The organism is Chryseobacterium sp. GQ58 (assembly GCF_059758895.1).
The window spans coordinates 131,568-154,068 of record NZ_JCAXEH010000004.1; the positions used below are offsets into that span (position 1 = coordinate 131,568).

A 22,501-nucleotide genomic window follows, 5' to 3' on the forward strand; every position below is an offset into this window, starting at 1 on the left:
GAATTAAAGATTTTGAATTTCGTTAAACAAATTGATGAGGTCTTCATTGGCTTCCTGGCCGTTGTTTTTAGATTTAAAATAATCTTTAAACAGAGATTGAATGTCTTGGTTCAGATTAATATCTTTCAGTTGTTTTTCATTAAAATCCTGATTCTTAACTTTTGGAATAAGATGAACGATTCCGTCGTGTGATTGGTAAATCAGTTTTCTTTCTTCTGCTTTCAAAAAAGATTCACTTTCCAAAGTTAATTCAACCAATGTATTTGAATTTTCATTCAGCCAATAAATGGTATTTTCAACTGAATCAAATGTTTTTCTGATTAAGCATTTTCCATTTTTTAAAGCAATCTTTTCGAAAGAAACAGTTGTATCGGGTTCTGCTTCAATTATAGAAACATATTTGGTCTGCCCGGCTTCGCTGAAACTGTAGCAAAGTGGCGAAGATGAATAAACAACAGGCTTTTCAGCCGTTCCAATGTTTTGAAAAGTATGCAAATGTCCCAAAGCCGTATATTGAATCTGCGGCGGAATACTGTCTGAATAAATCAAATCTGCATTCCCGATTTTGATAGGTTTTTCACCTTCGGGTTCTTCAAGAATCGGGGCGCCTTTTTTGTTCATGTATAAATGTGCCATCAAAATATTGACGCCGTTTTTATCACAAAATTCGTCGGCAATACTTTTCCAGTTTTCTGCTAAAACTTTATTGAGGTTTTCTTCTTTATTTTCACCGAAATATTCTTTTAAACGAACTTCATTGGCGTAAGGCGTATGCAAAATTCTTACAGGAAAGTTCTGATGTTTCAATTGTAATTCTATAAAGCCTTCAGTGGAATTTGATATTTTAAAATTTTCAAGCTCAAATGGATTGATTTTCGCTTTCGGATGGCCAATTAAAATAATTCCGCATTCGCGAGCTAAAGGATCGGGTGCATCAATGAGATTGGGCGAATCATGATTTCCTGAAACGGCAATTACCGGACGTTTTCCATTTAATGATAACCGTTTCAAAGTTTTATAAAAAAGCTCGACCGCATCAACACTCGGATTGAAATTATCAAATAAATCTCCCGCAATCAAGACTAAATCAACATTGTGTTCATCAGCAATCTGAACGATTTCGTTCATCACCAAAACCTGTTCTTCCAATCGTGAAAAACGGTCGAGACGTTTACCCAAGTGCCAATCGGCGGTGTGGAGAATTTTCATAATTTATTATTGGCCTCTTTTGCTTTGAAATCTTCTCGAATTTGTTTTAAACGAGCTTTTCTTTCTGCTTCCGCATTTTGTATTTTACGTTTTTTCTGATCGATTTGCTTTTTATTTTTTTTCCTGTTCGCTTCGTTATTCTTGCTCATGTTTTTTTCAGAATGAGTGATTTTTATAAGTGAGAAATACCTTCATCAAAAATACTAAAGATTAAGAGTATAAACAATTTTAGTATTAAGTCTGATAAAATATTTAATTTTACTGCGTTATGGAAGAAAAATCAAAAGATCCTTTACACGGAAAACGTCTCGATGCCATTCTTGAAGAGTTGGTAGAATATTATCAAGGTTTTGAAAAGCTTGGCGAACAGATCAATATCAAATGTTTTACAGATAATCCGAGTATTAATTCTTCTTTAAAATTTTTAAGGAAAACGGATTGGGCAAGAGCCAAAGTTGAAAGTCTGTATCTTTATGTTTTGAGGCAGAAAAAAAAGAATGAAACAAAAAAGGACAAAAACTGAATACCGTTTTGAAGTTTTTCTTTTAACGGAATTTCGTCAGCCAATGATTTCAAAAATAGTATATTTGTGCCGTTAATCGTGAAAAAAATCACGAAAAAAAGAAAAAATATGACAATTGAAAACAATCATGTTGTAGCTGTAAGCTACATACTTCACACAATCGAAGAGGATGGAAGTAAGATTCTTGTAGAAGAAACAACAGCAGAAAATCCACTTACATTTTTATATGGTGTAGGAATGATGATTCCGAAATTTGAACAAAATATCCTTGGTTTACAAGCTGGTGATAAAGCCGCTTTTGTGATTCAGCCGGAGGAAGCTTACGGCGAAAAAGACCCGGAAGCAATTGCGCAATTGCCAATAGATATGTTTGATGAAGCCGGAACTCCTCCTGTGGGAGCTATTTTGCCTCTAACTGATAACCAAGGAAATAATTTCCAGGCATTTGTAGTAGAAGTGACGCCGGAAGTTGTAGTTGCAGATCTTAATCATCCAATGGCAGGGAAAGTTTTAGATTTTCAGGTTGAAATTTTAAACACACGTCCTGCGACAGAAGAAGAATTGACACACGGTCATGCTCATGGAGTTGACGGAACTGATGTTCACTAAATTATAACTAAAGAATATCAAAGTTAAACAATATAAATGTCCGATTTTTTCGGGCATTTTTTATTAATATTAATGATGATTATTTATTTACAAAAACTCTCCCGACACATAATACCACCTTTCATTTACTTTTTGAAAAGTCGAAAATTCGTGGTGAATCTGTGATTTTCCTTCTTCGTCAGTATAAAATGCTTTAAATTCGACTTGATTTAATGTTGGCGTTTTTGCGATTTCCAGTTTTGTCCATTGATTGATTTCGCCCCATTCCTGCAAATCTTCTTTATTGTGAAATCTCCGTTTTCCGGGAAGTGTCGTTTCCATTAAATATTCTCCATTCGGAATTGCGAATGCAGAAAATCTGGAGCGCATCAATGCTTCTGCGGTTGGAGCATATTTTTCTCCGACGTGATAAGGTTTACAGCAATCTTCGTAAGATTTTCCTGAGCAGCATGGACAATTCATTTCTCTCTAAGTTGAATTTTCAAAACGCAAATTTACACGAATATTTTTTGACAAATTCCCGTATATAATTCTTTTATTTATCTCGTGGATTTTGCAGCTCACACAGATGTTTGCGTTTTAATTTTATTAATATCTTAAATCTGCACCATCTGCAAAATTTGCGAGAGATAATTTAAGCATTTATAAAAAAATGTTTTACTGTAAACAAAAAGCATCCAAATCAATGAATGCTTTTAAATTTATTTAATAAAACCTCTGTTTCTCAATAAAGGTTTAATATCCGGATCGTGTCCTGTAAAATCTCTAAATGCCTGATTCAGATCCACAGAATTTCCTACGGAAAGAATATACTTTCTGAAGCGGTCGCCATTTTCTCGCGTCAGTCCACCATTGTTTTTGATCCATTCCCAGGCGTCGCTGTCCAAAGTTTCGGACCATAAATAAGCGTAATATCCTGCGGAATAACCTCCACCCCAAATGTGAGCGAAATATGGAGTGTGATATCTCGGCGGAACAGTGGATAAAGTAAATCCGTGATTGGCTAAAGACTGTTTCTCAAAATCTAAAACCGGAATCAGCTGACTTTCATTGGTTACCGAATGCCAATCCATATCCAGAGCTGCAGCAGAAACCAACTCAGTCGTCATGTAACCCTGATTGAATGTTGCTGCTTTTTTGATCTTATCAACCAATGTTTGCGGAATAGGTTGTTTCGTTTCGTAATGAATGGCGTAATTCTTTAAAACTAATGGATCCAAAGCCCAATGTTCATTGATTTGTGAAGGAAATTCTACAAAATCCCTCGGAACACTGGTTCCTGAAAGCGATGGATATTTCTGGCTTGCAAACATCCCGTGAATGGAATGTCCAAACTCGTGAAACATCGTAGAAACATCATCATAACTTATTAATGAAGGCTTTCCGGGAGCCGGTTTCTGGTAATTATAACAATTGACGATTACCGGTTTTGTTCCCAACAAATACGATTGTTCAACAAAATTGCTCATCCATGCGCCACCGTTTTTAGAATCTCTTGTGTAGAAATCTAAATAATAAATAGCCAAAGATTTTCCGTCATGGTCAAAAACTTCATACGTTACAACGTCAGGATGATAAACCGGAAGATCGGTTCTCTTTTTGAAAGTAAGACCATAAAATTTTTCAGCAGCGTAAAAAACTCCTTTTTCCAACACTGTTGTTATTTCAAAATAAGGCTTAATCTGGTTTTCATCTAAGTCGAATTTAGCTTTTCTCACTTGTTCAGAATAAAAATTCCAGTCCCAAGGTTCCAGCTTAAAGCCACCTTTTTGCTGATCGATTAGATCCTGAATGTCTTTTGCTTCACGTTTTGCGGTTTCTACAGCCGGCGTTGCCAATTGGTTCATCAGTTTTACGGCAGCATCAGGAGTTTTTGCCATCTGATCCTGCAATTTCCATTCTGAGAAACTTTTTTTACCTAAAATATTAGCTTTTTTAAGCCTTAATTTAGCAAGTTTTTCAATAGTTTCTCTTGTGTCAGTATCATCATTTTTTTCAGCTCTCAACCAAGAAGCTTTAAATAGTTTTTCTCTTGATTCTCTATTTTTTAAGTTTTGAAGAAGAGGCTGTTGTGTTGTATTTTGTAAAGCCAAAAGATATTTTCCGGGCTGGCCTGCATTTTTGGCATCAGTTGCTGCTGCGTCTATTTCATCTTTCGAAAGCCCGTCAAGCTCTTTAGCATCAGAAAAGAAAACTCCGCCTTGCTTTCTTGCTTCCAGCAATTTATTTGAAAACTGAGTAGAAAGTGAAGCCAGCTCCTGATTTACCTGCTTTAATTTTTCTTTATCAGCAGCAGAAAGATTGGCGCCTGCGATTTCAAAATTCTGCTTATAAAATTCGAGCAGTCTTTTACTTTCGGCATCTAAACCGTTTCCTGAAATTGATTTTATCCTGTTGTAAAGGTTTTCATTGAGATACATTTTGTCAGAATGTGCTGCGAAAATCGGAGCATATTCTTCATCCAAAGCCTGTAAAGTCGGGTTTGTATCTGCGCTTGTTAAGTTTGAAAATACAATTACAGCTCTTTTCAGGATTTCGCCACTTTTTTCTAAAGGAACGATGGTATTTTCAAAAGTTGCGGCTTCAGAATTATTGGCTATTTTTAGAATTTCAGCGTTGTGCTGCTTTAATCCGAATTCAAAAGCAGGCTTGAAATGCTCGTCTTTTATTTTATCAAATTCCGGAGTTTCATATTGAAGCTTGCTTTTCTTCATGAAAGGATTGGACGATAGAGAAGAATCCGGCACAGGAATTTCCTGTTTGATGTCGTTTGTTTTCATTGTAGTACAAGAATAATTGAATGCTAAAGCAGAAATTAACAATACTGATGAAATGTTTTTCATATGCAGTTTTTATTATTTTAAATGTTAATAGAAATTTTAAATTGACAGACGAATTTGTTGATGATCAACTAAAATTCCATAAAAGTTATAAAGCATAAAGATATTAAAACTAATCGATAAATTTATTTGGATAAATGTGTTTTTAAATTAGTGTAAATAGAAAAACAGGCCTCATTTAATGAAAGCCTGTTTTGTAGAATAAATAACAATTGAAATTACGGGTTTCAATATTTAAGTGTGTTTCGGTTGCTGGGTTTCAACAACTTTCCGTGACATTAATACAGCTATAATTTCGAATGCCCCCAAAATAACATGAGGCAGATAAACTTTTTCGCTGAATCCAAAAAGCCAAGGCGAAACAAGCAATAACGCTCCCGCTATAAAGTCGATTGTAAGATGTGTTTTAAATGACAGGATTCTAGCCAAAGAATATTCGTAATTCGTTATAAGGCTGTAAAGCAGGGTGGAAGCACCCAATGCCACGGGTACAATTGTTGCCGCACTGTTGTCGGCAAATCCTAATAACCAGGGAGCAACAATTAATAATGCACCCATCAGGTAATCTAATACAGCGTGAACTTTTGAAGAAATCATATTAATAATTTTTTTGGTTGGTGTGCCAAATTAATCCAATTCTTATACCGTTATTATAATTTTAATCTGCGTATTTTATTGATTTTAAGTATATAATGTAAAATTTTAATAGAATATGTAAATATTTTTACAGCTTGAACAATTATTTATAATATGTAATATTTTTTATATATTAGTTGTTATCAATATATAGAATATTAATATTTAAAAACTATAGCATGAAATGTACTGCAATTTTACTTTTTTCAGGGTTAGTCATTCTTTCTTCCTGTAATGATAAGGCTGAAAACAGCGACAAAAAAACGAAATGGCTTCCGGATGTAACGAATGAAGATCACGGTCCTTTAAAACAAAAAGAAATAAGCGGAGATTTTGACGAAATTGAAGTTTCTCAGGCCATTGAAGCCGAAATTATAAAATCTGAAACGGAAAAGATTGTAATTTCTGCACCCGCAAATATTATCGATGAGGTATTGGTCGACAGAACTGGCGGAAAAGTACATATTCATTACAAAAGAGGAATCAGAGTAATGAATACCAATAAAGTAACCGCAAAAATTTACGCCAAAGATTTTGTAAAGCTGATCGCCAATTCTGCAGCAAGTGTGAATGTAAAAGACAAGTTTACTCAGGAAAAAACGGATGTTGAAGCTTCGAGCGCAGCAAGTATTTCCGGGCATATTGAAGCGAATAATCTTGAAATATCTGTAGACAGCAGCAGCAGTTTTGAGGGTGAAATCTGGGCGGTTGACCTCGATGTAGATGCATCTTCTGCTGCAAGCATTACTATTTCCGGAAAGTCTAAAAATGCAGATATGAGTTCTTCTTCAGGAAGCAGTATCAACGCTAAAGGAGTAACGGTTGAAAACCTTAAAGCAGATGCTTCCAGCGGAGCAAGTTTGGAAATAAGTGCAACCTCAACAGTTGATGCTGAAGCTTCTTCAGGAGGCAGTGTAAATGTTTTCAAAAAAGGAAATGTAACGACTGTGAAAAAAGAAGAAAGCAGCGGCGGAAGCGTAAATATTCAATAAATTAATGAATGGTCTCTTCATCGTCGTCTTCTGCGGCGGTTGAAGAGCCTTCCCAGTTTTTGCTGTTATTATCAAAATTGAGATTATCATAAGCCAGCAATTCCTCCTCTCGTTGGATGAGTTCTTTTGTAGTGAAAAGATGAATATCATCATCATCTTTTGAACGAGCTAATTTTCGGATCGAAGCTTTATCTATTGCCATAAATCTCTGCCCGAGACGTCTTGCGGCATATTTTCGCATTCCTGTTTCGTGAAGTACATCAACAGCCATATCCACGGCAGTTCCCAGCGTTTCGCGGTAGATATTATCTATTCCGTGATTTAGGTAAGAATAAGCATCTATTCTGTTTTTAGCTCTTACAAAGATCTTCACATCGGGATAATTTTCACTTACAAGATCAGCGATAAACATATTGTCGCCGGAATTATCAAGACATAAAATCAAAATTTCTGCATCTTCAATTCCTGCAGCCCGTAAAATAGGAATTCTTGTGGCGTCTCCGTAATATACTTTAAAACCATAACTTCTTAATAATTTTACACGGTCTGAATCTCTGTCAAGTACCGTTGCTGTAACTTTATTGGCTTTTAATAATCTTCCGACTGTGCTTCCAAAATGGCCAAAACCTACAATAATGATCTTTTTCTGACTCACGTTGCTGTCGAGAATATTAAATTCATTGTCTGCTTCAGGGATTTCTTTTATAAATCTCGGAATGATTAGCCTGTCATTTATAATCAGTAAAAACGGCGTGATACACATCGTAATTGCAGTGACGGCCATCATTTGGGCATTTAATTCTTTGTTGATGAGATAAAGGTCTGAAGCGTAATTGATTAACACAAAGGCAAATTCACCAACTTGCGATAACGCAAAAGCATAAAATAAACTTTGAGGATTGTCTATTTTATAAAATTTACCAATAGAAAAAAGAACTAAAAACTTCACTGCCAAAACAGTAAAAACAGTACTAAATATAAAAACAGGATCTTGCTGAATAACACTGAAATTCATTGTAGAACCAACACTTACAAAAAAAACGGCTAAAAGTAAACCTTTAAAAGGATCGATTTGTGCTTCCAACTCATGCCGGAATTCACTGTTTGCCAGCATCACGCCTGCCAAAAATGCACCTAAAGCCGGCGAAAGCCCAACGGAAATCATTAATTCTGAAACTCCGATTACCAAAAACAGGGAAGACGCAGTTAATAATTCTGTCATTCCGGATTTTGAGACATATCTTAAAAAAGGCACAAAAACATATCTACCAAGCAAAATAAGGATGACAACACCCAAAATTACGGTTCCTGCCTGAAGCCATTCCGGTAATTTCTGTATTAAAATCTGTACTTCATTGTCATTATGTTTTGCTTTGTAATTGGCAACAATTGGCAGTATCGCCAAAATAGGAATCACCGCAATATCCTGAAACAAAAGCGTGGAAAATGATGCTTCACCGGCCGTAGTTTTCAGGTTGTTTTTTTCCTGTAACGTTTGCAGAACAATAGCTGTGGAAGAGAGCGCAAAACACATGGCAATAGCAATCGCCTTGTCGATTTTCCAGCCAAAGGTGACGAAAATAAGAAAAAGAAGAGAAATCGTCAGGGCCATTTGTGTAAGGCCTAATCCGAGGATTTTCTTCCGCATTTCCCAAAATTTCCGTGGCTCAAGCTCAAGACCTACCAAAAATAAAAGCATAATTACTCCAAATTCACTGGCATGCATGATGTCGTTCACATCATTTCCTGTAAGTTTCAGAATATTCGGGCCAATGATAATTCCACCTAAAATATAACCGATTACAGAACTCAGCCCCATTTTTCTCACAAGCGGAACCATAATAATGGCAACGCCCAGAAAAATCAGAGTATTCATGGCTAAAGTAGATTCCATTTATTGATTTAAAAGTTCTGCAAATTTTTGTTTGTGTAAAATAATTTCTTTTTTTGTCAGCTTATTGGCTTCATAAACGATCACAATGTCTTTAATATTGGCCTTGAAGACCTTTAAAGAAACAATCAGTCCGCTTATCAATTCATCAATCGTGTATTGATAAGTGCCGGTTTTGCTGAAAGATCTTTCTTTGCCGCCAGTCGTTACCACAATATAAACTTCTTTGCCTTCCAGCGGATTATGTTCGCCTTCATTGAGCCATGTTCTGTCGAAAACTTCATCAATCCACAATCTTAACAAAGGTGGCATTCCAAACCAAATTATCGGAAACTGAAAAATAAAACGTTCATATTCTTTAAGCCGTTTTCTTTCGCGAAAAGCTGCAATATGGAAATCTGGATATTCTTCGTAAAGATCGCGTAAAGTAAAATGCTGATGACGTACGTAGAAGTTGATCAACTCTACATTTGAGTTTGAGTGTTCCAAATAAGGATGCGCAAAAACCACCAGCGTTTTCTTCATAGAGCCTGTTTTCAGTAAATATAAAAAAAAATGCTAAAATATCGGCTGGTTTTGGAGTTTATAATTTTTAGGCTTGGAAGTTAATCGTCAGTTTTTTGTAAATTATGAATACACTTTTCTCTAATTTCCCAGATTTCTTCTAAACTGTAATCATTATTTTCTTTTATCCATTCCTGAAGAAAATTTCGATGAATTTCTACTTTTTTTGAAGCGATTTCATCGAACTCAAATTCTGTTTCAACTATAATTTTAGATTTAAAATCAGAATATTTTGCATTTGGTTGAGTAAAATCAAAATATTCGTTATCAATTTTTAAATAATTGTGCGCTTCGGGAATGTATCTTAAATTGTGGTTATAAAGCGTGCTTTTTATTTTTGGAGCATAATTGGAATCCATTTTAAAAATTCCGAGTATCAATTTCACATTTTCCTGATTATTTTCAAGAGCTAATTTTCTTAAAGCTGCATGTTTTGTACTGCAAGTTCCGCCGAAATCTTCAAATATGCATGTCAGATTGTTTTTATTGGAGTTTCTTTTATATGCTAATTCGGCAACAAAACGACAAGCAGAATTAAAATCTAAAATATTTAATTCTAAAAATTCTTTGGATATAATTCCTAGGCTTTCAATTTTGAAATTATACAAAAGTAGTGTTTATAAAAATTATTTAAACAGAATCACCATCCACCTGAAGCACCGCCTCCGCCGAAACTTCCACCTCCGCCGAAGCCACCAAATCCACCTCCTGAACTTCCGCCACCAAATCCGCCGCCGCCAAAACTGCCCGGGAAAGGAAAAAATCCGCCGGGATAATTTCTGCGGCCTCTTCTTCCTAATATTATATCGCCGTCGTCGTCGCCACCGCCTCTGTTTCCGAATATGACAACAAGTATGATGAAAATCACAAAAGCAATAAGCATCAGTTTTAAAGCTCCAGAATTACCTTTTTTTTCCTGATTGGCTAAAGGCTTAAATTTTCCCTGTACAGCATCCATGATCGCTGAAGTACCACGATTGATGCCTTCATACCAACGTCCCTGCTTGAAATTTGGTGTTACAATATAATCTAAAATCTGTCCGGCTACGGAAGCTGTCAGATATTGTTCAACGGCTCTGCCTTGCTGAATAGACATTGTTCTGTCTTCTGTTGCAATCAGAAAAACCACACCGTTGTCTATATCTTTTTGTCCGATTCCCCATTTTTCACCAAACATGGTGGCTACATAATTTACATCTTCACCTTTTGTAGAGGGAATGATGATAACTTCAATTTCCGTTGAGGTAGAATCTGCAAACTTGATGAGCTTTTGATTTAATTCATTTTTCTCCTGATGGGTCAGCAAATTGGCCTCGTCATAAACAGGATATAAAACCGCAGGTTTTGCGGGAACGGTATATTGTGCTGATACAAAACTGTAAAAGCAAAACAATAAAAACGAAATAAATATTTTAAGAGAAGGTAATCTCATTGGGAAGTTCGTTGTGGTTTTTTCCGGTAATCGGAAAGTATTTTTTTAACTCAAGACCGGTTTCCAGAATTGCACTTTTTAATCCTTTATAATAATTGCCTTTTGCAAATTCTGAGGTAATAAAATCGTGCAGATGATCCCAATACGATTGATGTACTTTTTCATGAATGCCTGTATCACCGATAATCGTAAGGTATTTCATTTCAAAATTGATATGAAAAAGCACCGCGTTTTTTTCTGCAGTTTTATTTTTGCAAAGTTTGTTGAAAACCTCAAAAGCTGTTTCTGCATTATTATTTTCTGTCGTTGAATCGATATGCACCCTGATCTCGCCAGTAGAATGTTCTTCGGCCGACTGAATAGCTTCCACAAGGGAAGCTATCTGTTGATCTGTAAGAAAACGGCTCATTTATTCAGTAAATACTTCCGGCGCTTTTTCAGCTCCTGCTGCTGCTTTGAAGTATGGTTTTTCTTTAAAGTTGGTAAAGTTGGCCAGGATATTATTCGGGAAAGTTTTGATAGAAGTGTTGTAATCCTGAGCAGCTTCGTTATAATATACAGTTTCACTTCTGATGCTGTTTTCAATCGCCGTATATTCTCTCTGGAAATTGATATATTGCTGATCGGCTTTTAAATTTGGATACGATTCTACAACCGCCATTAATCTGCTTAGCGCTCCCGATAATTCACCTTGCGCAGCCTGGAATTTAGCCAAATCTGCTTCGGTCATATTAGTAGGATCGATATTGATGGATGTAGCTTTGGAACGGGCTTCAACTACTTGTGTCAAAGTTTCCTGCTCAAATTTTGAATAAGATTTTACGGTTCTTTCCAAATTGGGGATAAGGTTGGCTCTTTTTTGATAAACCGTTTCTATGTTTGACCATTTGGTATTCACATTTTGTTCTTTAGTTACGAATTTATTGTATCCGCTTTTTCCCCAGAAAAATATTACAGCGGCAATAATAAGTAAAGCAATACCGATGGTTCCGGCGCTCAGACAACCTTTGTTTTTCATATGCGAGTTTTTATTTTTGTTTTTAATGATATGAATCGCGTCATCATATTTTAGTTTTCAGTAACGGCAATTTCATAATTTTAATCTTTTTAATGCTTTTTGTGCTACTCAAATATACAAATTATGTGCTAATTTTGCAGAAAATAAAATGAAATGACAACAATAGTGGTGGCAATGGGAGAGAAAAACGAAATAGGCTCTGATAACCAGTTGCTTTGGCATCTTCCAAAGGATTTAAAGCACTTTAAAGATCTTACTTCGGGTCATCCGATCATTATGGGACGGAAAACTTTTGAAAGTATCGGCAAGCCGCTTCCCAATCGTACCAATATTGTTATTTCCAGAAGAAAAGACTGGTTTCAGGAAGGGATTTTAATTGTGGGAAGCATAAAGGAAGCAATGAAATTTGCTAAAAAAATAGATGAAAATATTTTTATCATCGGAGGCGGAAATATTTATGAGCAAACAATGGAAATTGCTGATAAACTTGAAGTTACTTTAGTGAAAGCAAATTTGGAAGCAGACACATTTTTCCCAAAAATAAATTCTAAAATCTGGAAGAAAACCAATGAAATCTGCCACGAAAAAGATGAAAAACACGATTATGAATTCTGTTTTCAAACATATGTAAAAATTGAAGATTGAAGGTTAAAAAAACATTTATTTATCTTAGAAAAGCTTTAACTATCAACTGCAAACAATCATTTATCAACCAAATTTATTTACCTTTGCACTTCTAAATTTTAATCATGAATAAATATATAAAAATCGTAGTTGCTGCACTTTTTATCGTTGCGGGCCTTTATATGATGATTTTCACCAGAGATTTAGGCTGGGGAATTGTTATCTTCCTTTTGGCTGCATTACCTATTTTTTTATTTTTCAAGAACGAATATATTCTTTTAGCGTTTTGGCAGTTGAGAAAGCAGGATATGATAAAAGCTTCTAAATTTTTGAATAAAATAAAAGATTATAAAGCAGAATTGCACAAAAACCAATACGGTTATTATCATTATCTGCAAGGCTTGGTTTTAGCTCAGGAACATCCTACAAAAGTAGAACCGTTGATGAAAAAAGCGTTGGAATACGGTTTGAATATGAAGCATGACCGCGCAATGGCTACTTTGAATCTTGCGGCAGGAGCAATATCTAAAGGCAGAAAACAGGAAGGACAAAGACTTTTGGAAGAAGCAAAAAGATTAGACACCGCCGGAATGATGACCGACCAGATCAAAATGATGAAAGACCAGCTGAAAATGCCGACAATGCAGAAGCATATGCATAATCCGAATATGAGAAACAGAGGGAAATTCTTTTAAATAAAAAAAGGCGAAAATTAATTTTCGCCTTTTTCTTTTTGTTAATTTTTAACAATTTTTATGGTTTTTGAAGGACCATTTTTATAAGTGATTTTTACGACGTAATTTCCGGGTGATAAATGTGATAAACTCAGTGAATCTTCTTTTTTATCAGTCTTTTTTGTATTTATTTTTTGTCCTGCCATATTATAAAGTTCAAGTAAAGATATTTCCTGATTGCTTGAAATGGTCAATAGATTTTTTACAGGATTTGGATAATATTTTAAAGAAGTGTTTTCTTCAATTTCTACAGTACTCAGGGTTTGATTAAAATATAATTTGATATTGGGCCTGCTGGGTAATGGTATCATTGTTCTAGTTTCATTCCATCCATCATTTATTTGGCCGAAATAACCGGAAGTTTTATTTAAAGCACTTGAAGACGCGTATTGCGGAGGAGTAAATGTGAAATTTCCTGAAGAATGTACTGCTAAAATCATTAAATTCTTCGTAGAATCATCATAATTAAAAGGAGTTGTAAGTTGTATATTTTGCCAGCCTAATACATTGTTGTTTACATTTCCTGTAAAAACTAAAGTGTAGCCAGCCGTACTTGTAGGGCTTGTAACCGCGCTTTGGGTACTCATTTTCATATAGATAGAGACATTTCCCGTAGCCGTAGCATAAGCATCAACAACTATATTCCAACCGATCGATGAAATGATTCCTGTTGTTCCGATTTCCGAGCTTTCATAGATTATTTCGCTAGCTGCATTTTCCCACGCTCTTGATAGGGGTGATCTCTGTTCGCTAATTGCTCCTGTTCCTATCGTGATTTCCTGTTGTTGAGCAGTGGTTTGAATAAAGCTAAAGATCGTAATCACTGATAAATAAAAAATGCTGTGCTTTTTCATAATTTTGTTTTTCATAAATTAAATTGTGTATATGTAATATTTTATATGAAGTAACGTGTTTATATGCAAAATATTATATTTATATAAAAATATAACTAATTATTTTGTATTTAATGATTTGGTAACTGTGAAGTTTTGGAGATTAGCCAATGATATTTTACGGCTAATATTGCGGATTGCAACAATAAACAGGGTGGAAATCTGTATAAAGTATAAGAAAGTTTGGTGAAAAAGAAGAATAAATATATTCGCTGTGAGTTTACAGCTGATTATTTACATTTCTGAACTTTCATAACCATAAAATTTGGGCATTTGCCAATGATATTTTACGGCTAATGTTCGGATTGCAACAATTAATAATATAGTGAAAATCTGTATAAAAGTATAAGAAAGATTGGTGAAAGTCGTCAGTAATAAAAAGATAGATCCACCAATAATACAGGCACTTGCGTAAATTTCTTTCCTGAAAATCAATGGAATTCTGTTGAGCAGAATATCCCGGATAATTCCACCAAAACAACCGGTAATTGTTCCCAAACCAATACATATTAAAGGATGAATATCAAGATTTAACCCTTTCTGAACGCCAATAATCGTAAACAAACCCAATCCGAAACTGTCAAAAATAAACAAGGTGACTTTAAAGTTTTTTTCTACAGATTTAAAAAACATAGAAAAAGCACTTGTAGCCAAAATTAAGCTGCACAACAATAAATCATGCATCCAAAAAACAGGAATATCGAGCAGCAAATCTCTCACCGTTCCGCCACCTACAGAAGTCACAAACGCAATAATCAACACCCCAAAAGGATCCAGACGCTTTTGCATAGCCGCAAAACTTCCCGACATCGAAAATGATATCGTTCCAAGTATTTCTATTGCAAAATTGATCTGTTCGTGCATGTTTTATAAGTAAGATTTTATTACTTATTGCTCTTTTCTTTATTAATCCTTACTGCATCAGGTACCAGTAATTCGTATTCGCCGCCGTGATTGATAATCTCTCGAACGATGCTGCTGCTGATAAAAGATTTTCCGGATGAAGTTAATAAAAATACAGTTTCAAGTTTTTTGTGAGCTAAAGTTCGGTTGGTATGAGCAATGGCTTTTTCAAACTCAAAATCGGCAGGATTTCTCAGCCCGCGAATGATAAACTGTGCATTTTTTTCAAAACAGTAATCAACCGTTAAGCCTTCAAAAAAATCTACTTCTACATTTGGAAATTCTGCAACGGAATTTTGAATAAATTCCATTCTTTTTTCCAGAGGAAACATATATTTTTTCTGCGAATTTTGACCGATCGCAATGATCAGCTTGTCAAAAAGTGCCGCAGCTCTTTCAATAATATCGTAATGCCCTAAAGTAATCGGATCAAAAGATCCAGGAAAAACAGCAATTTTCATGCGCAATTAAGTTATAAGTTATGAGTTATCAATTATAAGTTGCTTTTTACTATAATATCTAACTTCTAGTTTTTCTTTTGTAAAGCTTTTTCAACTTCATTTCCACAAAGGTCTTTTATAGAAATCCCATAATGTTTTGCCTGTTGCGGAAGGATGCTTGCCGGTGAAAAACCAGGATTGGTATTCATTTCCAGCATATAAGGAACGCCATCCATTAAAATAAATTCGCTTCTTGAAAAACCACTCATTCCTAAAGAATCGTAAGCTCTTTTGGCAATTTCTTCAACTCTTTTTGTGGTTTCTGCGTCAATTCTTGCGGGAGTAATTTCTTCCGAAGCGCCTTCATATTTAGCTTCATAATCAAAGAACTCATTATTCGGAACAATTTCAGTAATTCCCAAAACAATGGTTTCTCCTTTAAAATCAATCACGCCGACAGAAACTTCCATTCCGTTTAAGAAGCTTTCGATTAAGATTTCATCATCTTCTTTGAAGGCAATTTGGGTCGCAGCGATCAATTCAGACTTATCTTTTACCTTAGAAATTCCCAAAGAAGAGCCCGACTGATTTGGTTTTACAAAAACCGGAAGCCCCAAACTGTCTATAATTTCATCAACATTGATATTTTCTCCTTTTCTTAAATAAATACTTTTTGCAGAAGGGATTCCGTATTTTGAAAGCACCGCTAAAGTATCTTTTTTATTAAAAGTCAAAGCACTTTGATAGAAACCGCATCCTGTGTACGTTTGACCAATTGCGTCCCAATAAGCCTGTAAAATTCCGTTTTCACCGGGAGTTCCGTGGATAATATTGAAGCAGACATCGAATTTTAGAGCTTTATTGTCTAATGTTACCGAAAAGTCCCCTTTGTTGATAGGATGTTTGATTTCCTTTTCGTCCAAAAAATACCATTCGTCTTTCAGAATGATTACCTTATATACATTATAAAGATCTCTGTCTAAAGAATCATAGATCAATTGCCCACTTTTTAATGAAACAACATATTCGTCTGAATAGCCTCCCATAACTACGGCAACGTGTTTTTTGCTCATATACGTTTATTCAAGTAAGGCAAATTTAATGAAATTATATCATGCGGTAATTGAATTTCAGAAAAATTGAAATCAAAAACGAATTCTGCTAAATAAAAAGTGCATTCTAAAATTATTAGCTATATTTGCTGTTATAATTCAAGTATTTTTAAGTATGCTTAAATCACTTTTCAATTGGAAAGTTTTAGTTAATTTGTTAGTAGCAATCGCCATTTTTGTGGGATTGGTATGGCTTACATTTCGCTGGCTGGAATATCATACAAACCATGGCCAGGAAATTCCTGTTCCTAACGTTATTAATAAATCTGTACATGATGCAGTTAAAATATTAGAAGACTCCGGTCTCGACTACGAAGTAGACAGTGCTACTTATAATCCTAAATACAGGCCATTTCAGGTTTTGCAGGTTTATCCTTCACCAGGCTCACGTGTGAAGGACGGAAGAGCGATTCAATTAAGAGTAAATCCTAGAAACTGGGCGCCGGTTGCGATACCTGATGTGATCAATAAATATTCGGGACTTGCTTTCCAAAGACTGGATCAGGTCGGATTAAAGGTTGGAGACACTATATTTGAACCGAGCATTCAGAAAGATGCTGTTTTAAGAGTTTTATTTAAAGGAAATGCTATAAAGCCGGGTACAAAAATCCCTCGTTTCTCTGTAATTGATGTTGTAGTTGGTTCAGGGCCAATGAGAAATATTTTGATTCCTAATGTTGTAGGATTAACGGTGAAGGAAGCAAAATCCGTCATTGCCAGAAATCTTTTTGAAGTAGGAATTGTAGAGCATGAAGATGGCGGGAATGATGATTCGGATATCGTCTATTATCAGGATCCTGCTTCAGGAGATGCAAGAGACCAAGGCATGCAGATTGACCTTTGGGCAAGTAAGAAAACACCTGCAGAGCTCCGTGGAAGAATAGATCAGCTGAATTCTATCTACAGAATGAGGGTTGATACCACATTACCGCCGGTAAGATATGAAGAAGTGCCAAATTTCCAGGAACAACCAACGATTGAAGTGCCTGCACCTCCTGTAACTCCAAATAAAGAAACATCTAAAACTCCTGCAACTTCTACTACAGCGAAGCCTGTTTCAAAAACAGATGCGAAGCCGAAAACTTCTTCAGCAAGCAATACTGATGCAGGAAAACAAACAAATACACCTTCAACGGAAAAACCAAAAGCTAGAAAAGTTATTATAAACTAATAATAGCTTTATTATAAAATTCAGGCTTCAACTTTCAAACGTTGGAGCCTTTTATGTAAAAAAGAAATATGACAGAAGATAACGAAGATTTTTTAGATGAAGAATTATTAGATCCGGGCAATATTGATATTGATGAGGAAAATAAAGGTCTTTATGAGCATCTTAATATTACTGTTGATCCTAAGCAGGAGCCTTTAAGAATTGATAAATTCCTTTTTATATTTCGTCAGAATTCTTCACGGAACAAAATTTCTCAAACTTGCAGAGCCGGAAATGTGATCGTAAACGGTGTTGCAGTAAAACAAAACTACCGCGTAAAACCAGGTGATCAGATTTCTGTATTGCTGACCCATCCACCACGGGAAAATGTAATTATCCCGCAGGATATTCCTATTAATATTGTTTATGAAGATGATGATTTGGTGGTTGTAGACAAAGAACCCGGAATGGTTGTACATCCCGGATTTGGAAACTGGGACGGAACTTTGGTCAATGCGCTGGCTTTCCATTTTAATAAAAAAGGAGAGAAATCAGATTTGGACAGAGTAGGATTGGTTCACAGAATTGATAAAGATACTTCAGGACTTTTGGTTATCGCTAAAAACGAATATGCTTTGAGTTTTCTTGCCAAGCAGTTTTTTGAAAGAAAAACCAAAAGATTATATTGGGCATTTGTCTGGGGAAATGTGAAAGAAGACACAGGCACAATAACGGGGCATATCGGAAGGCATCCAAAAAATAGAATGCAGATGTACACTTATGAAGACGGAAGCCACGGAAAGCATGCGGTGACCCATTACAAGGTTCTGGAAAGATTCAGATACATGACTTGGGTGGAATGTAAACTCGAAACAGGAAGAACGCATCAGATCAGAGCACATTTCAAGCATATTGGGCATACGTTGTTTAATGATGAAAGATATGAAGGAAATATTGCCCTTCGAGGAGTCAATATGCCTAAGTATAAGCATTTTATAAAAAATGTTTTTGAGATTTTGCCGAGACATGCTCTTCATGCCCATACCCTCGGATTTATACACCCGACGACTAAGAAGGAATTGTATTTTGAGAGCCCAATGCCCCAAGATATGGCGGATGCTGTAAAAAAATGGAGAAATTATTTAGAAAACTAAAAATATATTGAGAATTTTTTTATATTTGTTGAATTGAAATCAAGATTTGTTATGAGAAAACTATATGCTATCGTATGTTTAGCTCTTTTGTCTAATGCATACAAAGCACAAGAATCATTACCATACTATCAGCAGTATCTTTTGGATGGTGAATTCCTGTTCAATCCGGCGCAATACGGTAAAACGGACTATGTTCAACTTAATCTAAACTATCAACAACAATTTTCAAAATTTAGCGAGTCTCCAAACGTACAGTCTGTAGGGATCAATGCTAATATTTTTGATAGAGTAGGTGCTGGAATTTCGGTTTTTAGAGACAGCAACGGTCCTATTTCTGCAGGAGGTATTACCGCGGGTGCTTCTTATTTTATTCCCTTAAGCAGCGAAGGAGAAAGAAAAGACCAGTTTTCTTTTGGTACAAGTGTTAATTTTTATAATATGAATTTTGACTATTCTAAAATTAATACGGAAGACGGGTATGATCCTCTACTGGAAGGTCAAAATAGTATTTTTATAGCGTATGCCAATTTTGGTTTGGCGGCTACTTACAAAAATATCTTTGGTGGTGTTTCTGTTAATGATATCGCTTTAAGTAATGATGAAGCAATCGTAAACAATGTTGAGCCATCGCCAATCAAGTTCTTCTTAAATCTAGGTTACGATTGGAATATTGCAGATAATATCGCTTTGACGCCGTCTGTTTTGGTTAATTTAAATACCAATTCTACAAGAATGACAGATTTTAACCTTATGGCTACTTTCTCAAACGACATCAATGCATTCTCTTTTGGAGCAAGCTACAGAGCGGTTCAGAACAGATTTGATAATCAGCAGTTGAGTATTTCTCCAATTGTAAAAGTAAGATTCAACAAATTCATGATTGGTGCTACTTACAACCTTGGGATGTCTGATATTCAGACGTATGGAGGAAACAGCTTTATGATCGGTTTGGGTTACAACTTTGATAACTTTATTAATCATAGAGGATTTAGATATTAATCTGATATAATTTAAATAAATTTGAGCTCTGAATTTTTTCAGGGCTTTTTTTATGATTTACATTCACATTCCTTTTTGCAAACAAAAATGCAGCTATTGCAATTTTCATTTTTCGACTTCTTTGAATTTTAAAGACGAAATGCTCGCTGCAATGAAAAAAGAAATCTTTCTCAGAAAAGATGAATTGCAGAATAAAAACCTGCAGTCACTTTATTTTGGAGGCGGCACTCCTTCAATCCTTTCGGCTGATGAAATAAGGTTTTTAATTGATGAGGTTTTAAAATATTTCAGTTTCAGTTCGGATATTGAGGTGACTTTGGAAGCAAATCCGGATGATTTAGATAAAAATTTTTTAAAAGAATTGTCAAAATCTCCGATTAATCGTCTTTCAATAGGTACACAAAGTTTTTTTGATGAAGATTTAAGGCTGATGAATCGTGCGCATAATGCTTCTGATGCCGAAGGTTCTATCAAAAGGGCGCAGGATTTTGGCTTTGAAAACTTAAGTATTGATCTTATTTACGGTTCACCCACGTCCAATTTAGAGATTTGGAAAGAAAATTTAAACAAAACTATTGCGCTTGAAGTTCCGCATATTTCTTCTTACGCGTTAACTGTCGAACCAAAAACGGCTTTAAATGATTGGATTTTAAAAGGAAAAATCTCAAATCCGAAAGAAGAAGAGCAAAACAGGGAATTTTATTATATGATAGATTTTCTGAAAGATCATGGTTTTGATCATTATGAAGTTTCCAATTTTGCAAAACCCGGCTTTTATTCCAGACACAATTCTGCTTATTGGAAATATCAGGAATATTTGGGCATCGGCCCTTCAGCACATTCTTACAACGGATTTGATGTCAGAAGCTGGAATATTGCCAACAATCAGCAATATATTAAAAAATTAAGCTCGAACCGTTTGGCTAAACAAACGGAAATCTTATCTCTGCAAGAACAATTCAATGAAATGATTATGATTGGTTTGAGAACGATTTGGGGTGTTGATCTTGAAAGTTTGGAAAATAAATTTCCTGAAAATATTTTGGAAAGATTTAAAAAAGATATTCATCAAAAAATAGATCAAAATATCTTGATTATCGAAAAAAATCATTTGAAAATTCCGGAAGAACATTGGTTTATGGCAGACGGAATTGCTTCGGATTTGTTTCAGGTTTAAAAATATAAAATCAAGAATCTACAATTTAAAATCTTTAAGTATTTTTGTACTAAATTTCACATCGTTTGAAAACTAAAAAACAGGATTATTCGCATCTTTCGCCCAAGCAGCCAATCGGTATTTTTGATAGTGGAGTCGGAGGTTTGACGGTTGCTAAAGAAATAAAAAGGCTTTTGCCTAATGAAGATCTTATCTATTTTGGAGACACGAAGCATCTTCCTTACGGTGAAAAATCGAAAGAAGCGATTATCGGATATTCTACAAAGATCACCAATTTTCTGTTGGAACAAAATTGCAAAGCAATCGTTATTGCCTGTAATACGGCGACGGCAAATGCTTTAAATGAAGTAATGGAATCTGTTGCAGGTAAAGTTCCCGTAATCGACGTTATCAATCCGGTTGCTGAAAAAGTTTCTTATGAAATACACAATAATGTTGGTGTGATTGCTACGAAAGCAACGGTAAACTCAGGTTTATACAAGAAAAGTATCCGAAAGCACAATAAATTTATTAAGGTTGACGAGCTGGCGACACCATTATTGGTTCCGGCTATTGAAGAAGGCTTTAAAAATCATCCGATTACACATGCTATTATTTACAATTATCTGAGCAATTCAAAATTGAAGAATATCGAAACTCTGATTTTAGGATGTACTCATTATCCGCTTTTAATTGATGAAATCAAGCAATATTACGGAAACCGCGTGCGTGTGATAGATTCTCCAAACATTGTTGCCAATCATCTGACGATTATTTTGGATAAATACCATCTTTTAAATGATAATAATCCAAAACCCAATTACAAATTTTACCTTTCGGATATTACCAAAAATTTTGAAAAAATCTCTAAAAAATTCTTTGGTAAAACAATCGATTTAGAATTGAAAGTATTGTAAAAAATTATTTGTGATGTCATTCTGAATGTAGCGAAACGAAATGAAGAATCTATTAATAATACGAGATTCCTCCTTTGTCGGAATGACAAAATATGTAATTATTATTTTAGTTTACTCTTCAATTTCCTCTTTATTCGCCTCAAAAAAGCTGAAACTTACATTTCCATACTTTCTGGTGTCTAATAAATTGGGATGCTCAAACTTCATTCGGCTTTGATGTTCTACAACAAGAATTCCGTTTGGTTTCAGGTATTTATTGTTTAAAACTAAAGAAAGAAGTTCATAATATTTTTTCTCTTCCATCTCAAATGGAGCATCGGAAAAAACGATTTCGTAAGATTTTTTATTTCTAAATTTTTTCAACCAGTCAAAAACGTCACCACGCTGCACACTTACATTTAAACTAAATCCAAGCTCAGAAGCGGTAGAATTCAGGAAAGAAGTATGTTTCGGATTCATTTCTACAGAAGTTATATCTTGGCAGCCTCTCGAAGCAAACTCAAAAGTGATCGAACCAATTCCCGCAAAAAGATCGAGCACAGAAATCGACTGCATATCGTAAGTATTCTCCAAAATACTGAATAATGCTTCTTTTGCAAAATCGGTTGTAGGTCTTACATCAAAATTTTTCGGGGCTGCTATTTTTTTGGCTTTCCACTTGCCGGCGATTATTCTGTACATAATTGAGGTTTTAGGTAACAGGTT

Annotated in this window: 26 protein-coding genes; 10 read left to right on the forward strand and 16 right to left on the reverse strand. The window is 35.0% G+C overall.

Going from position 1 to position 22,501, the window contains the following annotated elements; translation table 11 throughout:
- Positions 1 to 3: 3 nt before the first annotated feature.
- A complete protein-coding gene (locus tag AC6CHK_RS12025) occupies positions 4 to 1,209 on the reverse strand; it encodes a metallophosphoesterase family protein (RefSeq protein WP_498096431.1) in 1,206 nt (401 codons plus the stop codon).
- Positions 1,206 to 1,358, reverse strand: a complete 153-nt coding sequence (locus tag AC6CHK_RS12030; RefSeq protein WP_498096433.1) for a hypothetical protein — start codon at positions 1,356 to 1,358, stop codon at positions 1,206 to 1,208. Before AC6CHK_RS12030 ends, AC6CHK_RS12025 begins: the two co-directional genes overlap by 4 nt.
- A gap of 119 nt (positions 1,359 to 1,477) precedes the next feature.
- On the opposite strand from AC6CHK_RS12030, the gene AC6CHK_RS12035 reads away from it, so the two are divergent.
- Together AC6CHK_RS12035 and AC6CHK_RS12040 are read left to right on the forward strand one after the other, a co-directional pair.
- Positions 1,478 to 1,732, forward strand: a complete 255-nt coding sequence (locus tag AC6CHK_RS12035; protein WP_498096435.1) for a VF530 family protein — start codon at positions 1,478 to 1,480, stop codon at positions 1,730 to 1,732.
- A 108-nt stretch (positions 1,733 to 1,840) separates the two neighbouring features.
- The gene (locus AC6CHK_RS12040; RefSeq protein WP_498096437.1) at positions 1,841 to 2,341 is read left to right on the forward strand and encodes an FKBP-type peptidyl-prolyl cis-trans isomerase; all 501 of its coding nucleotides are present in this window, start codon (positions 1,841 to 1,843) and stop codon (positions 2,339 to 2,341) included.
- Positions 2,342 to 2,428: 87 nt separating this feature from the next.
- Here the strand turns inward: AC6CHK_RS12040 and AC6CHK_RS12045 are convergent, their stop codons facing one another.
- From AC6CHK_RS12045 to AC6CHK_RS12055, 3 genes are all read right to left on the reverse strand, one after another.
- Positions 2,429 to 2,803, reverse strand: a complete 375-nt coding sequence (locus tag AC6CHK_RS12045) for a YchJ family protein (protein WP_498096439.1) — start codon at positions 2,801 to 2,803, stop codon at positions 2,429 to 2,431.
- A gap of 239 nt (positions 2,804 to 3,042) precedes the next feature.
- Complete coding sequence (locus AC6CHK_RS12050; RefSeq protein ID WP_498096441.1) at positions 3,043 to 5,184, reverse strand: M3 family metallopeptidase; 2,142 nt, start codon at positions 5,182 to 5,184, stop codon at positions 3,043 to 3,045.
- Positions 5,185 to 5,415: 231 nt separating this feature from the next.
- Positions 5,416 to 5,778 carry an SPW repeat domain-containing protein gene (locus tag AC6CHK_RS12055; RefSeq protein WP_498096443.1) on the reverse strand — a complete coding sequence of 121 codons (363 nt, stop codon included), beginning with the start codon at positions 5,776 to 5,778 and terminating at the stop codon, positions 5,416 to 5,418.
- A gap of 218 nt (positions 5,779 to 5,996) precedes the next feature.
- Between AC6CHK_RS12055 and AC6CHK_RS12060 the strand changes: the two genes are divergently transcribed.
- On the forward strand, positions 5,997 to 6,809 hold the full coding sequence (locus AC6CHK_RS12060; protein ID WP_498096445.1) for a head GIN domain-containing protein: 813 nt from the start codon (positions 5,997 to 5,999) through the stop codon (positions 6,807 to 6,809).
- Position 6,810: 1 nt separating this feature from the next.
- Here the strand turns inward: AC6CHK_RS12060 and AC6CHK_RS12065 are convergent, their stop codons facing one another.
- The 6 genes from AC6CHK_RS12065 to AC6CHK_RS12090 form a co-directional block, all read right to left on the reverse strand.
- Positions 6,811 to 8,703 carry a monovalent cation:proton antiporter-2 (CPA2) family protein gene (locus AC6CHK_RS12065; protein WP_498096447.1) on the reverse strand — a complete coding sequence of 631 codons (1,893 nt, stop codon included), beginning with the start codon at positions 8,701 to 8,703 and terminating at the stop codon, positions 6,811 to 6,813.
- A complete protein-coding gene (locus tag AC6CHK_RS12070; RefSeq protein WP_498096449.1) occupies positions 8,704 to 9,225 on the reverse strand; it encodes an NAD(P)H-dependent oxidoreductase in 522 nt (173 codons plus the stop codon).
- An 80-nt stretch (positions 9,226 to 9,305) separates the two neighbouring features.
- Positions 9,306 to 9,872, reverse strand: a complete 567-nt coding sequence (locus AC6CHK_RS12075; RefSeq protein ID WP_498096451.1) for a hypothetical protein — start codon at positions 9,870 to 9,872, stop codon at positions 9,306 to 9,308.
- Positions 9,873 to 9,904: 32 nt separating this feature from the next.
- Positions 9,905 to 10,696, reverse strand: a complete 792-nt coding sequence (locus AC6CHK_RS12080) for a TPM domain-containing protein (protein ID WP_498096453.1) — start codon at positions 10,694 to 10,696, stop codon at positions 9,905 to 9,907.
- Positions 10,677 to 11,105, reverse strand: coding sequence for a TPM domain-containing protein (locus AC6CHK_RS12085; RefSeq protein ID WP_498096455.1), 429 nt, complete (start codon positions 11,103 to 11,105; stop codon positions 10,677 to 10,679). Before AC6CHK_RS12085 ends, AC6CHK_RS12080 begins: the two co-directional genes overlap by 20 nt.
- The gene (locus AC6CHK_RS12090; protein WP_498096457.1) at positions 11,106 to 11,714 is read right to left on the reverse strand and encodes a LemA family protein; all 609 of its coding nucleotides are present in this window, start codon (positions 11,712 to 11,714) and stop codon (positions 11,106 to 11,108) included.
- 153 nt (positions 11,715 to 11,867) lie between these two features.
- Between AC6CHK_RS12090 and AC6CHK_RS12095 the strand changes: the two genes are divergently transcribed.
- Positions 11,868 to 12,359, forward strand: coding sequence for a dihydrofolate reductase (locus tag AC6CHK_RS12095; RefSeq protein WP_498096459.1), 492 nt, complete (start codon positions 11,868 to 11,870; stop codon positions 12,357 to 12,359).
- Positions 12,360 to 12,463: 104 nt separating this feature from the next.
- Positions 12,464 to 13,033: a DUF2892 domain-containing protein gene (locus AC6CHK_RS12100; protein WP_498096461.1), complete on the forward strand. Its 570-nt coding sequence runs from the start codon at positions 12,464 to 12,466 to the stop codon at positions 13,031 to 13,033.
- 41 nt (positions 13,034 to 13,074) lie between these two features.
- Here AC6CHK_RS12100 and AC6CHK_RS12105 read toward each other — a convergent pair whose 3' ends face one another.
- The 4 genes from AC6CHK_RS12105 to AC6CHK_RS12120 all read right to left on the reverse strand — a co-directional run bounded on the left by AC6CHK_RS12105 (position 13,075) and on the right by AC6CHK_RS12120 (position 16,381).
- Positions 13,075 to 13,941, reverse strand: coding sequence for a T9SS type A sorting domain-containing protein (locus tag AC6CHK_RS12105; RefSeq protein ID WP_498096463.1), 867 nt, complete (start codon positions 13,939 to 13,941; stop codon positions 13,075 to 13,077).
- Between the two features lie 258 nt (positions 13,942 to 14,199).
- A complete protein-coding gene (locus tag AC6CHK_RS12110; RefSeq protein ID WP_498096465.1) occupies positions 14,200 to 14,829 on the reverse strand; it encodes a trimeric intracellular cation channel family protein in 630 nt (209 codons plus the stop codon).
- A 20-nt stretch (positions 14,830 to 14,849) separates the two neighbouring features.
- Positions 14,850 to 15,329 (reverse strand): pantetheine-phosphate adenylyltransferase, encoded by a 480-nt coding sequence (coaD, locus tag AC6CHK_RS12115; protein ID WP_498096467.1) that lies wholly within the window; start codon positions 15,327 to 15,329, stop codon positions 14,850 to 14,852.
- Between the two features lie 65 nt (positions 15,330 to 15,394).
- Positions 15,395 to 16,381 carry a D-alanine--D-alanine ligase gene (locus AC6CHK_RS12120; protein WP_498096469.1) on the reverse strand — a complete coding sequence of 329 codons (987 nt, stop codon included), beginning with the start codon at positions 16,379 to 16,381 and terminating at the stop codon, positions 15,395 to 15,397.
- Positions 16,382 to 16,535: 154 nt separating this feature from the next.
- Between AC6CHK_RS12120 and AC6CHK_RS12125 the strand changes: the two genes are divergently transcribed.
- The 5 genes from AC6CHK_RS12125 to murI all read left to right on the forward strand — a co-directional run bounded on the left by AC6CHK_RS12125 (position 16,536) and on the right by murI (position 21,796).
- Entirely contained in the window at positions 16,536 to 17,591 is a 1,056-nt protein-coding gene (locus AC6CHK_RS12125) for a PASTA domain-containing protein (RefSeq protein WP_498096471.1), read from the forward strand.
- Between the two features lie 68 nt (positions 17,592 to 17,659).
- Positions 17,660 to 18,724, forward strand: a complete 1,065-nt coding sequence (locus AC6CHK_RS12130; protein ID WP_498096473.1) for an RluA family pseudouridine synthase — start codon at positions 17,660 to 17,662, stop codon at positions 18,722 to 18,724.
- A 51-nt stretch (positions 18,725 to 18,775) separates the two neighbouring features.
- Positions 18,776 to 19,723, forward strand: coding sequence for a PorP/SprF family type IX secretion system membrane protein (locus tag AC6CHK_RS12135; RefSeq protein WP_498096475.1), 948 nt, complete (start codon positions 18,776 to 18,778; stop codon positions 19,721 to 19,723).
- A 52-nt stretch (positions 19,724 to 19,775) separates the two neighbouring features.
- Positions 19,776 to 20,900 carry a radical SAM family heme chaperone HemW gene (hemW, locus tag AC6CHK_RS12140; protein ID WP_498096477.1) on the forward strand — a complete coding sequence of 375 codons (1,125 nt, stop codon included), beginning with the start codon at positions 19,776 to 19,778 and terminating at the stop codon, positions 20,898 to 20,900.
- Positions 20,901 to 20,965: 65 nt separating this feature from the next.
- A complete protein-coding gene (gene murI, locus AC6CHK_RS12145) occupies positions 20,966 to 21,796 on the forward strand; it encodes a glutamate racemase (protein WP_498096479.1) in 831 nt (276 codons plus the stop codon).
- 111 nt (positions 21,797 to 21,907) lie between these two features.
- On the opposite strand, the gene AC6CHK_RS12150 is transcribed toward murI, so the two are convergent.
- Positions 21,908 to 22,477 carry an RsmD family RNA methyltransferase gene (locus AC6CHK_RS12150; protein ID WP_498096481.1) on the reverse strand — a complete coding sequence of 190 codons (570 nt, stop codon included), beginning with the start codon at positions 22,475 to 22,477 and terminating at the stop codon, positions 21,908 to 21,910.
- Positions 22,478 to 22,501: the final 24 nt, after the last annotated feature.